Origin of the sequence: Novosphingobium sp. MMS21-SN21R (assembly GCF_031846015.1) — a bacterium.
Classification (GTDB): domain Bacteria; phylum Pseudomonadota; class Alphaproteobacteria; order Sphingomonadales; family Sphingomonadaceae; genus Novosphingobium.
In genome coordinates, this window is sequence record NZ_JAVRDU010000001.1 from 2407845 (window position 1) to 2422310 (window position 14466).

Genomic DNA, 14466 nt, shown 5'->3' on the forward strand with positions numbered 1-14466 from the left:
GCAAAATATGAACAACTATTCGGCGGGCGACAGTCCCGTCCAATAACCGAGAAACGCCAGTACGTCGGCGCCTGTGCCGATCACCTTGTCCACCGGCTTGCCCGCGCCATGGCCTGCACGCGTCTCGACGCGCAGCAAATGCGGCCTGTCACCAATCTCGGCCGCCTGCAAAGCGGCAACATACTTGTAACTGTGCGCAGGCACGACACGATCGTCATTGTCGGCGGTGGTGACCAGGATTGCTGGATAGACCTTACCGCCCGCGATGTTGTGATAGGGCGAATACCGGCGCAAGGTTCGCCAATCCGCCTCGCGGTCCGGGCGGCCATAGTCATCCACCCAGAACCGCCCCGAGGTGAAGCGGTCGAACCGTAGCATGTCCATCACACCAACATCGGGATTGGCAGCCGCGAACAAATCAGGGCGCTGGTTGACCACCGCGCCGACCAACAGCCCGCCGTTCGAAGCGCCCTGAATGGCCAGCGCGCCCTTGGCCGCGATGCCCTCACCGATCAGATATTCGCCCGCCGCGATGAAATCGTCGAAACTGTTCTGCTTGTTCTCGCGCCGCCCGGCCTCGTACCAGCTCCTCCCGAACTCTCCGCCGCCGCGAATGTTGGCCAGTGCAAACGCACCGCCCGCCTCGAGCCACGCCATCCGCACCGGCGAATAGGCGGGCGTCAGCGAAATATCGAAACCGCCGTAGCCGTAGAGAAGCGTCGGCAGCGCCCTGCGCGCCTGCGCGAATTCCCGCTTGCGTACGATGTAGATCGGCACCTGAGTCCCGTCCTTCGACGCGAACCTGCGCTGCTCGACTTCGTAGTCGGCAGGATCGAACGCCATCTTGGGCACGGCAAAGGGCGTCACCTCGCCGCTGCGCAAATTCATACGGTAGATCGCGGGCGGTGTGGCGAAGCTGCTGAACTGGTAAAACGTCTCGGCATCGCCGGGTCTTCCGCCAAAGCCGCTCGCCGTGCCGATGCCGTTGAGCGTGATCGCCTTGCCGGGCCGCCCTTTGCGGTCGGTCATCACCGCAACGCTTTGGCCGTCCTTCAGGTAGGACAGCAGGAAACGATCGCCAATCATTCGCGCCCCTTCCAGCGCGTTCCCACGCTCGGGCACGATCACGCGCCAGCCTTCGCGTGCATTGGCAAGGTCGATGGTAACAAGGTGGAAGTTCGGCGCGCCACGGTCGGTCAGGAACCACAGCCGGTTAGCTGTGCCTGCCACCAGTTTCCAGTGGTCAGCAATCTCAGGTACAAGCGCCTCGGCCTGCCACTGTCCCGCCTTACGCCCATCCATCTGGATCAGGTGGACGGCATTGCGCTTGTCGGTGCTGACTTCGCTGACGATCACGGCCCAGCGCCCGTCGCTCGTCACTTGAGCCTTGTGACTCCATTCGGGATGGTCGGGCGTGGCATGGACTTGCTCGTCCCGGTCCTGCGCCGTGCCGACGCGGTGAAACCATACCGCCTTGCCGAAGCGCGGCGCGCGCGCATCTGCGCCAGCGGCAGGCGCCGGAAAGCGCGAATAGAGGAAGCCCTCATCACCGATCCAAGCGATTTCGGTGTCGTTTGCCCAGTCGAGCCGGTCGTCAAGCACGCGGCCCGTTGCCACTTCAACCACGCGCAGCCGCCGCCAGTCGCTCCCTGCTTCCTGCTCGGCATAGGCCAGGAACCTGCCGCTCGGGCTTGGCTCCCACTGCGCCAGCGCCAGCGAACTATCTGCACTCCAGGTGTTGGGATCAAGCAGCAGCCGCTGCTCACCGTTCACACCCTTGCGCACCCACAATGCCGACTGGTTCTGCAAGCCCGAATTGCGCGTATAGAAATAGCGGCCACCTGCCTTGCGCGGCAGGCCATAGCGTTCGAAATCGAACAGGCTGCGGATGCGCGCGGCAAAGCGGTCACGCCCCGGCAGCCGCGCGAGATAGTCCGACGAAAGCGCGGTCTGCCCGGCGATCCAGCCTGCGACTTGCGCATCACGGCGGGGATCACCCTCAAGCCAGCGGAACGGATCGGCCACCCGCTCGCCAAAGGCCTGTTCGACCAGCGCGTCGCTGCGGGTTGCCGGATAGGCGCTACGCGGCAGGATCAGGCGGCTTGGCGCCGCGGTTGCTCCGCTGGATGTGGTGACCGGAACGCCGATGCTTTCCGCTGCATTTTCAGCACGCAGTGGCCCTGCCGCCAAAACCAGCGACGCGATCACCGCCGCGCCAAAAGCGCGCCGGGCCAACAGATCCTTCTCCCACATCATTATGCCCGCACAGTAGCACCGCAAGCGGCACAGTGGCGAGATGAATTGAAGGTCAGTCCTGCGGCTTCAGCCCCGTCCAGTGCGCGAGGAAGGCGTAGACGTCCGCAGACTCCTCGATCATTTTGGAAACCGGCGTCCCTGCGCCGTGTCCGGCGCGCGTCTCGATGCGGATCAGGTGCGGTTTCGGCCCGATATCTGCCGCCTGCAATGCCGCCGCATACTTGAAGCTGTGCCCCGGCACCACGCGGTCGTCGGTATCGGCGGTCGTCGTCAGGATCGCCGGATACGTCTTGCCCCCAGCAACGTTGTGATAGGGCGAGTAGGACCGCAGCAGCCGCCAATCGGCTTCCTTCTCGGGATAGCCATAGTCGAACACCCATTCGCGACCGGCAGTAAACCGGTCGAACCGCAGCATGTCCATCACGCCGACAGCCGGATGCGCCGCCGCGAACAGATCGGGACGCTGGTTGACCACCGCGCCGACGAGCAACCCGCCGTTGGAACCGCCCTCGACCGCGAGTCCGTCCTTTGCAGCCACTCCGTTGGCTTTCAGCCATTCGCCTGCAGCAATGAAATCGTCGAAAACGTTCTGCTTGGTCGCGCCCTTGCCCGCCAGATGCCACGCTTCGCCATATTCTCCGCCGCCTCGGATGTTGGCCACGGCATACGCGCCGCCCGCATCGAGCCAGGCCATGCGCGCCGCCGAGAATCCGGGCAGGATCGATATGTTGAACCCGCCGTAGCCATAGAGGATCGTCGGTAGCGGCCCGGCCAGATCCTTGCGGCGGATCACGAACATAGGGATCTTCGTACCATCCTTGGACGGATAGAACACCTGCCGCGTTTCGAACCGGGCGGGATCGAAGGTCAGTTTGGGCGCTGCCCAGATTTTGGTGGAGGCGGCATTGCCTGTATCGAAACTGTAGATCGTCGCAGGCTGGGTAAAGCCGCTGAACACGAAGTGCCCTTGCGAGTCTCCCGGATCGCCCTGCACCCCGCCAACACTGCCGATTCCCGGCAATGCCAGCGTCCCCTCCGGCTTGCCGTCCAGCGTGGCGAGCCGCAATTCGGCCTTCACATCGCGCAGATAGTTCAGCACCAGCTTGTCGCCAACGATACTGGCGCTTTCCAGCACCGCTTCATCTTCTGGCACCACTGTCAAAAACACGGGCTGAGGCCCCGCAAGGTCCACCATGACCACCTTCTTGCGCGGCGCATCCTTGCTGGTGACGAACCACAACTTGTCGCCGATCCCGTCGATCAACGACCATTCATCGGTCAACGGGGTAACAAGCGGTCGAACCGTCCACTCGCCCTTGCCCAGCGCCGCGACACCGACTGCATTTCCTTTCTCGCTGCCTGTGCTGGTCGAGACAACCAGCCAGCGTTGATCATGGCTGACTTCGGCGGAATGATAGAGGCGCGGATTTACGGGCGTGGTGTGAACCTGGCGGTCGTGCGATTGCGGCGTGCCGAGCTTGTGATACCACACCGACTGGTTGGAACTCACCGCTTGGAAAGCCTCGCCGTCCTTGGGTGCAGGAAAGCGCGAATAGAGCACGCCATCGCGTCCGGCCCACGCGATATGAGAGAACTTCACGTGCTCGAGCGTATCCGGCAGTACCTGACCGGTCGCGACGTCAAGAAACCTGATCGTGCGCCAGTCAGACCCGCCATCCTGCACGCTATAGGCAAGACGGACCCCATCGTCCGACGGTTGCCAGTCATCGAGTGCAGTTGCCCCATCCTTGGCCCAGGCATTGGGATCGATCACCACGCGGCGTTCCCCTGTGCCGTCCACATTGCGCGCATAAAGGACCGACTGGTTTTGCAAGCCGGAGTTATGACGGAAGAACAGCAACTTGCCTGCCTTCACCGGAAGCCCGACGCGTTCAAAATCAAACAAGGCCTTAAGTCGCTTTTCAAAGGCGGGCCGTTCGGGAAGCCGGGCCAGATAATCAGCGGTGAATTTGCTTTGTGCCTCCACCCACGCAGCAACCGCCTTGTCCTCGCGCACGTCGGCCTCAAGCCAGCGGTAGGGATCGGCAACCTTTTGGCCGAATGCCGTATCGACCACTGGTCCGCGTACTGTTGACGGATAGTTCAAGGCTCTGTCCTGTGCATGGGCGTTTGCTGGCGCGACAAGGAGCGCCGCCGCGGATGCGGCAAGAAGGGTGCGGATCGTTGGCATGGAAAGGCTTTCAGGTGAGTCATTCCGGTTGCACAGGAAACTAGACGCGATTGCCGCACATGCAAGCGCCGGAGCGCGAAATGCCCATACAAAAACGGGCGGAGCCGAAGCCCCGCCCGTCATGTGTTCGGCTGAACCGAAGCGCAGTTTATGCGGCTTCGTATTCGTCCTCGTCAGCGGTCATCACCGGACCCGAGTCCTGGCCCTTGGCCGAGACGTCGCGGTCAACCAGTTCGATCACGGCGATCGGAGCGGCGTCCGAAGCGCGGTAACCGGCCTTGATGATCCGGGTATAGCCGCCGTTGCGATCAGCATAGCGCTCGGCCAGAACGGTGAACAGCTTCTGCAGCTGCGCATCGTCGAGCAGACGTGCGTGTGCGAGACGGCGGTTCGAAAGACCGCCCTTCTTGCCCAGCGTGATCAGCTTTTCGAGATAAGGACGCAGTTCGCGTGCCTTTGGCGTGGTCGTGGTGATCTGCTCATGCTTGATCAACGCTGCCGCCATGTTGCGAAGCATCGCGATGCGGTGAGCCGAGGTACGACCAAGCTTACGCTGGCCCATTTTATGACGCATGGGTATTTCCTTCAGTTCGTAGGGGGGCCGTGCGAGGTACCCCGATCCAGGCGGCTGTTACGGGTTGCCGCCAAATCACCCCGAAAACAGGGCGTCCCGCGAAGGACGCCCTGAAATTGCTCAGCCCAGCAGCTCTTGTTCGAGCTTCTTGGCCATTTCTTCGATGTTTTCCGGCGGCCAGCCGGGGATGTCCATGCCGAGGCGCAGACCCATCGAGGAGAGAACTTCCTTGATCTCGTTGAGCGACTTGCGGCCGAAGTTCGGCGTGCGCAGCATCTCGGCTTCGGTCTTCTGGACGAGATCGCCGATGTAGATGATGTTGTCGTTCTTGAGGCAGTTGGCCGAGCGGACCGACAGCTCCAATTCGTCGACCTTCTTGAGAAGGTAACGATTGAGCTGGTTGGCATCGCTTTCTTCCGGCGCATGGGCAGCAACGCCCGCAACCGAAGGAACATGTCCGACCGGAACCTGATCGTCGAAGTGGACGAACAGCGACAGCTGGTCCTGCAGGATGCGCGCGGCATAGGCCACGGCGTCTTCAGGGGTCACCGTACCGTCGGTTTCGATCATCAGGTTGAGCTTGTCGTAGTCAAGCTCCTGACCGATGCGCGCGTTGTCGACCTTGTACGAGACCTGACGGACCGGCGAATAGAGCGAGTCGACCGGGATAAGACCGATCGGCGCGTCAACCGGGCGGTTCGACACGGCGGGGACGTAACCCTTGCCGGTATCGACCGTCAGTTCCATGTTGAAGGTTGCACCTTCGTCGAGGTTGCAGATCACGAGGTCCTTGTTGAGGACTTCGATGTCGCCTGTGACGGCAATGTCGCCTGCCTTGACTTCGCCCGGACCGGTTGCCGAAAGCTGGAGACGCTTGGGGCCTTCGCCCTGCATCTTCAGTGCAATCTGCTTCACATTCAGGACGATGTCGGTCACGTCTTCACGCACGCCGGCGAGCGACGAGAATTCGTGAAGGACGTTCTCGATCTTGATCGAGGTGACGGCTGCGCCCTGCAGCGAGGACAACAGCACGCGGCGCAGCGCGTTGCCGAGGGTGAGACCAAAGCCACGTTCCAGCGGTTCGGCGACGAAGGTCGCACGGCGCTTGGAGTCGTTGCCCGACTTGATCTCGAGATTGTTGGGCTTCTTCAGTTCCTGCCAGTTCTTGATGTTGACAGTCATGGAATTCCCCTGGGGTTTGTGCGGGCTTGCCGGATGTCAGACAAGAGCGTCCGCATCCGGTCGAAGTATTGGGCGGGACGGGACGCCGGTACCTGCGTCCCGTTCGCCATAAGCTGGATCAGACGCGACGGCGCTTCGACGGGCGAACACCGTTGTGCGGGATCGGGGTCACGTCACGGATCGCCGTGATGGTGAAGCCGACCGCCTGGAGGGCGCGAAGAGCGCTCTCACGACCCGAACCGGGGCCCTTGACCTCGACTTCGAGAGTGCGGACGCCGTGCTCGGCAGCCTTCTTGCCGGCATCGTCTGCTGCGACCTGCGCGGCATACGGCGTCGACTTGCGGCTTCCCTTGAAGCCCATCATACCAGCCGAAGACCACGAAATCGCGTTGCCCTGGGCGTCGGTGATGGTGATCATCGTGTTGTTGAAGCTGGCGTTAACATGCGCAACACCACTGGTGATGTTCTTGCGCTCGCGGCGCTTAATGCGCTGAGGTTCGCGTGCCATTGATTTCTATCCTCGAGAAACTTGGGACGGAAGAAGGCCCTTTCGGGTCTTACTTCTTCTTGCCGGCGATCGGCTTGGCCTTACCCTTGCGGGTGCGGGCGTTCGTGTGCGTGCGCTGACCGCGGACCGGAAGGCCCTTGCGGTGACGCAAGCCGCGATAGCAGGCGAGGTCCATCAGGCGCTTGATGTTCATCGCGACTTCGCGACGAAGATCGCCTTCCACGGTGTGATCGGCGTCGATCGCTTCACGGATCTGGAGGACTTCAGCGTCCGACAGGTCCTGAACACGGCGCGACTGATCAATGCCGAGCTTGTCGGCGATCTGCTTGGCCTTGTGAGCCCCGATACCATGGATGTAAGTAAGCGCGATGATCACGCGCTTGTTGGTGGGGATGTTTACCCCGGCAATACGAGCCACTTGCTTCTCCGTTTTGCTCCACAGGTCGAACGACTCGCGCCGGACGCCCTATCTCATCGCTAAAAACACTCCCGGAAAACCGCCAAATCAGGGCAGTTACAAGGCATTACCCTTGGCTGCGCAAAACCCTGACGGTTGAGAGTGAAAGGGGCGCTTAGGCGGTTTCGCCTGCAACGTCAACCGTTTCGCAATGACAAAACGGGGCCTGATCGCCAGTTCGTGGCGCGGCCAATCCAGTGTCGTCGCCACCCTATACGCCAGATCGGTGGCAAGGTCAAAAATGGCGGTTTCACGCCGCTACAGTGGCCTTCACCGCTCTTGCCGGATTCCCGGTCACGCGGCTTCCCGGGTCGACGTCACGCGTGACAACAGCGCCTGCTTCAACATAGGCATCGTCGCCGATTACCACACCGGGCATGATGATCGCGCGGGCGCCAACGGTGCTGCGCGCGCCAATTACCGTAGTACGATAGATTCCTCGCGTATGATCGTGGGAAAGGACGATAGCCCATTCGGCAATCACACTTCCGTCGCCCACCCGGATGCCTTGCGGCCAATTCCTGTCGAGCGATGCCGTCGGTGCGATCCATGCGCTCGGGGCGATGTCCATCCTCCAGAACCGGTGGCGGACCATTTGCTGGAACCGTTGCCGCAAACTCTTGCGCCGCGCTCGGGCCGGTCCTTTGTCAGTTGTCACGCAATGCCCCTGTCGATCCCTGATACGTCCGAACGCAGCCCAGATTGCCTTTGCATATGCGATGTCATCGACTTACGAAACCTGCATGACGCGCAGACGGCTTTCCCAATACGGTTCCATCAGGAATGTCGTGCTCGGCGTCTTGCGGTTATATTTGCGCGCCCGGGTTGGCGTGCGCTTCGCTGATGACGTGGACATTTCCCTCACTACGCAGTTTGTCAGCAACAGGCGTGGGTCGATCTTGATCGGTCCATCAAGCGCTCTGGCCCTGCACAGCACCATTACGTCACTTTGCGATGACGGCACGACCGCTCCCGTGATGATAGGTGGGAACTGTTTCGTCGGTGCAGGCGCGATGATCGGGCCGGGCGTGACCATCGGCAATGGCGTAATCATTGCCGCTGGATCTATCGTGCGGCGCGATGTTCCGGATGATTGCGTGGTGTCGGGCAACCCAGCGCGCATAGTTCGGCGGGGCATAGGCGCCGGGCGCTTTGGCCGCCTGCCCGAGGCCTGGGCAAATCAGCGCCTGATGGAAGCGACTGAAGCCTTGCGCCGGGGTGAACTTGTTCGTCATTCAGTCAACAATCCGCCAGGCGGTGCGGAATGACTTGAGCGCCAATGAACAAGATGCATCCTCCCTTTTTTCGGGCGTTGCGGAGCCAAACCCCGCCCAACCAGTTTAGGCCACATGTCAGCAAACGCCCAACGCCTCCTCGTTTCCGCCACCCTTGACTACGCGCTCCCCGCTCCCTCCCCGGTCCTGTTGCAGATCGCCGTCGCCCGCCTGCCGGATCAGCATGTCCTGCGCGAGAACTTGAGCGTTCCGGGATTGGCGGACGCGATCCACGTGGCGGCTCATGGCAATGTGGGCGAACGGTCGTGGCTCATGCCAAGCGACCGCCTGCTCATCCATTATGAAGCCGAAGTTGCGATCAACCGGCCCAACCTTGCCATCGAAGCACTTCCGGCCGACCCGCTGCCGACCCTTCCCGCCGATGTCGTCGAATACCTCCTGCCCTCGCGCTATTGCCCGGTGGATACGATGCACGCCGCCACCGACGACCTGTTCGGTGGGCTGACCGGCGGCGCGGGCGTCCTCGCGGTGCGGGACTGGATCGGCGGCCACCTTTCCTATGTGCCCGGCGCAAGCCACGCCGGAACCACCGCGCTCGATACATTCCACGCCCGCGAAGGGGTGTGCCGCGACTACGCGCATCTACTGGTCACGCTGGTGCGCGGCCTTGGCATCCCGGCGCGCCTCGTCAGTGCATATGCCCCCAACGTGACACCGCCCGATTTCCACGCGTTGGCGCAAGTCTGGCTGGCGGGAAGCTGGCATCTGATCGACGCGACCGGCATGGCCGAGCCATCGCACACCGCGATCATCGGGGTAGGACGCGATGCGGCGGACATATCGTTCCTGACCATCTTCGGCAGTGCCACGCTCAACGAGCAGGCAGTGGTGGTCAGCCTCCTCTAGATCCGCTCCGCCTGCGCCACCGCTTCACTGGCGCGCAGGGCGCTGACGATGCGCGTCAGGTGGGCGAGATCGCGCACTTCCAGATCCACCTCATAGGTGTGGAACGGATTTTCGCGCTGTGTCATTTCCAGATTCACGACGTTGGCGTGATTCTTGGCAAAGATGCCCGCCATTTCGGCAAGCGTTCCCGGGCGGTTGTAGAGTTCCGCGCGCAGTCGGCCGATGGCGCCATCGGTGCGTGCGTCCCAAGCGAGGTCGATCCAGTCGGCATCGACGCCGTCCGCCAGCACCATGCAATCGATGGCATGGACTTCCACCCCCTTCTCCGGTCGGCGCAGACCGACGATGCGATCTCCGGGCACCGGATGGCAGCAGTCCGCCAGCTTGAAGGCCATGCCGGGGGTGAGGCCCCGCACTGCTATGGCGCGCTGTTGGCGCGGCCAGTCCTCTTCGGGAAGGTTGGCGGCGCTGCCGGGAACGAGTGCCTCCATCACCTGCCGGTCATCGATCTTGGCCGAGCCGATGGCGAACATGAAGTCCTCCTCGGTGCCCAGCTTCAGCCGTTTGATTGCATCGGCGGTGGCTTTCTTGCCGATCTTGGTCGGCAGGCGCTCGACGATCTCCTCATAGAGCTTGCGCCCGATAGCGGCGACCTCACCGCGCTCCTTCTGGCGGACGAAGCGGCGAATGGCCGCACGAGCCTTGCCCGTCACGACAAAGCCGAGCCACGATAGCTGCGGCTCGGAATTGCGGCTCTTGATGATCTCCACAACGTCGCCATTGCCGAGCTGCGTGCGCAAGGGGACGTGACGACCATTGATCTTGGCGCCCACGGCTGCTGCACCCAGATTGGTGTGTACGGCAAAGGCGAAGTCGATAGGCGTTGCCCCCTTGGGCAACTGGAACAGCGATCCCTTGGGCGTAAATGCGAAAATACGATCCTGGTAGATCGCCATGCGCGTGTTTTCGAGCAGTTCCTCGGCGTCGTGACTGGCGTCCAGAATTTCCACCAGATCACGCAGCCACCCGACTTGCGCATCGGGCTGGGTGCCGCCCTGCTTGTAAGACCAGTGCGCGGCAAGGCCGTACTCGTTCAGCTCATGCATTTCCCGTGTCTTGATCTGAACTTCCACCCGCATCGCGTTGGAATAGATCAGTGAAGTGTGCAGCGAGCGATAGCCATTCATCTTCGGCGTCGAGATGTAGTCCTTGAACCGCCCCGGAATCATCTGCCACGCCCGGTGCAGGATGCCGAGCGCCTGATAGCAATCGTCCTCGTTCTCGGTCACCACGCGGAAGGCCATGATATCGGTGATCTGTTCGAACGAGACATGGCGTTCCGCCATCTTGCGCCAGATCGAATAAGGATGCTTCTCGCGGCCAGAGACTTCGACGCGCAGCCCCGCCTCAGCCAGCGACTGCTTGATCTCCAGCGCGATGGAATCGACTTGCGCTCCTGCCTCGCTACGGATCGCGGCCAACCGTCCGGTGATCGTGGCGTAGGCCTCGGGCTCAATCTGTTCGAACGCCAGCAACTGCATCTCGCGCATATATTCATACATGCCCACGCGCTCGGCCAGCGGGGCGTATATTTCCATTGTCTCGCGCGAAATGCGGCGGCGCTTCTCGTCGCTGCGGATGTAGTGCAGCGTTCGCATATTGTGCAGGCGGTCAGCCAGCTTGACCAGCAGAACGCGCAAATCCTCGCTCATCGCCAGCAGGAACTTGCGCAAATTTTCCGCCGCACGCTCGCTCTCGCTCATCGTCTCGATCTTCGAGAGCTTGGTCACCCCGTCGACCAGCCGCGCAACGTCGGGACCGAACAGGCGCTCGATATCCTCGACCGTGGTCAACGTGTCCTCGACCGTATCGTGGAGCAGCGCAGTGATGATCGTGTCCTGATCGAGCTTCAGCTCGGTCATCAGGCCCGCCACTTCTACCGGGTGCGAGAAGTAGGGGTCACCGCTGGCGCGCTTCTGCGTGCCGTGTTTCTGTACGGTAAACACATAGGCGCGGTTGAGCATCGCCTCATCCGCATCGGGATCGTAAGCGAGAACACGTTCGACAAGTTCGTACTGGCGGAGCATCTGCCCCTAGATGGAGGCAAGCGGGCGCTTAGGGCAAGTGGGAACGCTGCGTAAATTCGAATGATTCACGGGTTTAGCGAACAAGGGCGATCTGCGGCGCGGCATCTTCAGGATATAGCCCGCACAGGCGCGGATCGCGGTAGACCTCGACATAGCGCGCAAACGGCACGAAGCCTCGGGCCATGTAGAACGGCACCGCGCGCGGATCGTCGGTCGTGCAGGAATGCAGCCAGACGCGCGAAACGCCGGGCGCCCAGGCCATCTGCAAAGCCTTGCGCATCAACCATTTGCCCAGCCCCTTGCCGGTCGCACCGGGAATAAGGCCAAAGAACACGATCTCGCATTCGCCCTCAACCCGGAAATCGAGTTCGAGAATGCCGACTTCGACGCGGGCGCGATCGACCAGTGCGTAAAGTTGGACACGCGAATCGTTCAGGATTTCAGCGAGTTCTTCATCGTTCTTCACAAGCCGCGACCACCACAGCCACGGTCCGCCGACGCGCTTGTAGAGTGCCCGGTACTTTTCGGGCGCGCAGTCCTTCCAGCGAACAAGCTGCACCGGCACGTCGCCCTCTGGCGTCAGGCGGCGCAAACCTGCTGGTGGCTCGCGCATTTCGAGCGCGGTGACGATGCATGCAAGGTTGCCCGGACGGACGTTGTGGTAGCCCTCGCCCACGGCCTCGCCTGCAACCTCCACCGCTTCAGCTCCACACCGCTTCGGGCGGCAGGCTCATCAGGATCGCGTCGATATTCCCGCCGGTCTTGAGGCCGAACAGCGTGCCACGGTCCCATACGAGGTTGAACTCGGCATAGCGCCCCCGGTACTGCAACTGCTGGAGCTTTTCCGCGTCATTGAACGCCATTCCCATGCGGCGGCGGACCAGCTTGGGAAACACGCCCAGAAACGCCTCGCCCACGTCGCGGGTGAATGCGAAGTTGGCCTCGAAGGCAGCATCGTCCGCGCATTCGAGATGATCATAGAAGATGCCGCCGACGCCGCGATGGACCTTGCGGTGGGGAATCCAGAAGTAGTCGTCCGCCCACTTCTTGAACTTGGGGTAGTATTCCGGATCGTGGCGGTCACACGCTGCCTTGTACTCGGCGTGGAAGTCGGCCGTGTCTTCGTCATAGGGAAACGGCGGATTGAGATCGCCGCCGCCGCCGAACCACGCCTTGCTGGTGGTCAGAAAGCGCGTGTTCATGTGGACGGCGGGCACGTGCGGATTGGCCATGTGCGCGACGAGGCTGATCCCGGTGGCGGTGAAGCCCGGCGTTTCGGCGCTCGCCCCGTTGATCGTGCCCGCAAATTCCTTCGAGAACTCGCCCTGCACGGTCGAGACGTTGACGCCGACCTTTTCAAACACCTTCCCCTTCATCAGCCCTTGCACACCGCCCCCAGTGTCACTGGCGCCGTTTTCGACCGCCTCGCCATCGGCTTCGCGGTTCCACGGGGTATAGGCAAAGCTGGCATCGGAGCCTGCCTCGCGCTCGATCGCTTCGAATTCGGCGCAGATGCGATCCCGCAAGGATTCGAACCATGTGCGGGCGCGGGCGGTATGATCAGTCCATTCAGTCATGGCAGCCGCACTTGCCAAGGGAAACGCCATCCGGCAAGGGGAAGTCATGGTTCCCTTTTCGTTCGCAGATCAGGAATTTCGGCTGGGTGCGTCCAGAGCCTTATTCTGGGCCGAGGAAAACGCCCTGCTCGTGGCCGACCTGCACCTCGAAAAGGCCAGCTTCTTTGCCCGCCATGGCCAAATGCTCCCGCCCTATGACAGTCGCGCCACGCTTGAACGGCTGGCAGGCGCGCTGCGCGAAACGGGCGCACGCCGCGTCTTTTGCCTCGGCGATTCCTTCCACGACTCGGACGGAGTGGACCGTCTCGAACCCCACGCAACCGGGATGCTCGACGCCCTCACTCGCGCCACGGACTGGGTCTGGATCACCGGAAACCACGATGAAGACGCACGCGCGCCCGGCGGAACCGTGGTGGACGAACTTTCTGTCAGCGCCTTTTCGCTGCGCCATATTGCCCGCAAAGGCGCTGCCGGGGCAGAGATTTCCGGCCACTTCCACCCAAAACTGCGCGTCAAGGTCAGCGGTCGATCCATCGCCCGAGCCTGCGCCGTAGCCAGCGAAAACCGCCTGATCCTGCCTGCTTTCGGGTCCTTGACCGGCGGGATGGACGCGGGCGATCCGGCAATCCTCGGCGCGTTGCAACCAGCCCGCGCCATCGATGCGATCGTGCCCGCAGGTAGCCGCCTCGCCCGCTTTGCTCTTTGGCGTGCGGCCGCCTGAACGGTGTGCTTTTGAATCTGGCACAATGCGCGCTTTATCTGGGCGCGCATTGTGATATGAGCGCGCCAATCGTATATTTGTTTCAACTGCAGGAGAAAGCACAATAGCTCCCCCACCCCGGCGCAGTATGGCGCCCCCCGTCAAGAGCGGGCCTCGCTTCAACCAGATGATCAACGTGCCCAAGGTGCGTGTGATCGACGAAAATGGCGAGAACCTGGGTGTGATGTACACCCGCGAAGCGATCGATCAGGCAGCTGAAGTCGGCCTCGACCTTGTCGAAGTGTCGCCTACCGCCGATCCGCCGGTCTGCAAGTTCCTCGACGTGGGCAAGTTCCGCTACGAGGCGCAGAAGAAGGCCAACGCCGCACGCAAGAGCCAGAAGACGCAGGAGATCAAGGAGATCAAGATGCGTCCGAACATCGACGACCACGACTACGATACGAAAATGCGTAACGTCGTTCGGTTCCTCGAGGATGGCGACAAGGTCAAGATCACGCTGCGTTTCCGTGGGCGCGAACTTTCGCACCAGCAAATCGGCATGAACCTGCTGCGCAAGGTGCAGGACGACGTGGTGGAAGTGGCGAAGGTCGAAGCCTTCCCTCGCATGGAAGGTCGCCAGATGTTGATGGTTCTCGCGCCGAAATAAACGCGATATACCGTTTCCTGACAGGCCAGAGGGGCGCGCCGCAAGGTGCGCCCTTTTCCGTTGGACGGCACCCAAAAACACTCCGGCGCGCCGCGCGAGATCGTTCCGCGACTGGCCCCGCGCCGA

At 62.1% G+C, this 14466-nt stretch carries 14 protein-coding genes; 4 read left to right on the forward strand and 10 right to left on the reverse strand.

The annotated features are described in order from the left end of the window. Window positions 1-15 precede the first annotated feature (15 nt). From RM192_RS11495 to RM192_RS11525, 7 genes are all read right to left on the reverse strand, one after another. Window positions 16-2253: a prolyl oligopeptidase family serine peptidase gene (locus tag RM192_RS11495; RefSeq protein WP_409233830.1), complete on the reverse strand. Its 2238-nt coding sequence runs from the start codon at window positions 2251-2253 to the stop codon at window positions 16-18. Window positions 2254-2308: 55 nt separating this feature from the next. Beyond that, window positions 2309-4447, reverse strand: coding sequence for a prolyl oligopeptidase family serine peptidase (locus tag RM192_RS11500; protein WP_409233807.1), 2139 nt, complete (start codon window positions 4445-4447; stop codon window positions 2309-2311). 148 nt (window positions 4448-4595) lie between these two features. After that, window positions 4596-5021, reverse strand: a complete 426-nt coding sequence (rplQ, locus tag RM192_RS11505; protein ID WP_311507692.1) for a 50S ribosomal protein L17 — start codon at window positions 5019-5021, stop codon at window positions 4596-4598. A 120-nt stretch (window positions 5022-5141) separates the two neighbouring features. Next, window positions 5142-6203: a DNA-directed RNA polymerase subunit alpha gene (locus RM192_RS11510; RefSeq protein ID WP_311507693.1), complete on the reverse strand. Its 1062-nt coding sequence runs from the start codon at window positions 6201-6203 to the stop codon at window positions 5142-5144. Window positions 6204-6321: 118 nt separating this feature from the next. Continuing rightward, complete coding sequence (gene rpsK, locus RM192_RS11515) at window positions 6322-6711, reverse strand: 30S ribosomal protein S11 (protein WP_008065643.1); 390 nt, start codon at window positions 6709-6711, stop codon at window positions 6322-6324. A gap of 49 nt (window positions 6712-6760) precedes the next feature. Continuing rightward, the gene (gene rpsM / locus RM192_RS11520; RefSeq protein ID WP_311507694.1) at window positions 6761-7129 is read right to left on the reverse strand and encodes a 30S ribosomal protein S13; all 369 of its coding nucleotides are present in this window, start codon (window positions 7127-7129) and stop codon (window positions 6761-6763) included. Window positions 7130-7418: 289 nt separating this feature from the next. Next, window positions 7419-7763, reverse strand: a complete 345-nt coding sequence (locus RM192_RS11525) for a DapH/DapD/GlmU-related protein (RefSeq protein ID WP_311507695.1) — start codon at window positions 7761-7763, stop codon at window positions 7419-7421. Between the two features lie 253 nt (window positions 7764-8016). Between RM192_RS11525 and RM192_RS11530 the strand changes: the two genes are divergently transcribed. Together RM192_RS11530 and RM192_RS11535 are read left to right on the forward strand one after the other, a co-directional pair. Next, window positions 8017-8436, forward strand: a complete 420-nt coding sequence (locus tag RM192_RS11530; protein WP_311507696.1) for an acyltransferase — start codon at window positions 8017-8019, stop codon at window positions 8434-8436. A gap of 156 nt (window positions 8437-8592) precedes the next feature. Further along, window positions 8593-9309: a transglutaminase family protein gene (locus tag RM192_RS11535; protein WP_311507697.1), complete on the forward strand. Its 717-nt coding sequence runs from the start codon at window positions 8593-8595 to the stop codon at window positions 9307-9309. On the opposite strand, the gene RM192_RS11540 is transcribed toward RM192_RS11535, so the two are convergent. From RM192_RS11540 to hemF, 3 genes are all read right to left on the reverse strand, one after another. After that, window positions 9306-11396 (reverse strand): bifunctional (p)ppGpp synthetase/guanosine-3',5'-bis(diphosphate) 3'-pyrophosphohydrolase, encoded by a 2091-nt coding sequence (locus tag RM192_RS11540; protein WP_311507698.1) that lies wholly within the window; start codon window positions 11394-11396, stop codon window positions 9306-9308. The genes RM192_RS11535 and RM192_RS11540 overlap by 4 nt on opposite strands. Window positions 11397-11469: 73 nt before the next feature. Continuing rightward, a complete protein-coding gene (locus RM192_RS11545; RefSeq protein WP_409233831.1) occupies window positions 11470-12009 on the reverse strand; it encodes a GNAT family N-acetyltransferase in 540 nt (179 codons plus the stop codon). Window positions 12010-12097: 88 nt separating this feature from the next. Further along, the gene (gene hemF / locus RM192_RS11550) at window positions 12098-12973 is read right to left on the reverse strand and encodes an oxygen-dependent coproporphyrinogen oxidase (RefSeq protein WP_311507700.1); all 876 of its coding nucleotides are present in this window, start codon (window positions 12971-12973) and stop codon (window positions 12098-12100) included. 46 nt (window positions 12974-13019) lie between these two features. Here hemF and pdeM point away from each other — a divergent pair, with 46 nt between their 5' ends. After that, entirely contained in the window at window positions 13020-13694 is a 675-nt protein-coding gene (pdeM, locus tag RM192_RS11555) for a ligase-associated DNA damage response endonuclease PdeM (protein WP_311507701.1), read from the forward strand. 127 nt (window positions 13695-13821) lie between these two features. Then, entirely contained in the window at window positions 13822-14340 is a 519-nt protein-coding gene (gene infC / locus RM192_RS11560; RefSeq protein WP_311507702.1) for a translation initiation factor IF-3, read from the forward strand. The last annotated feature ends 126 nt before the right edge of the window (window positions 14341-14466 follow it).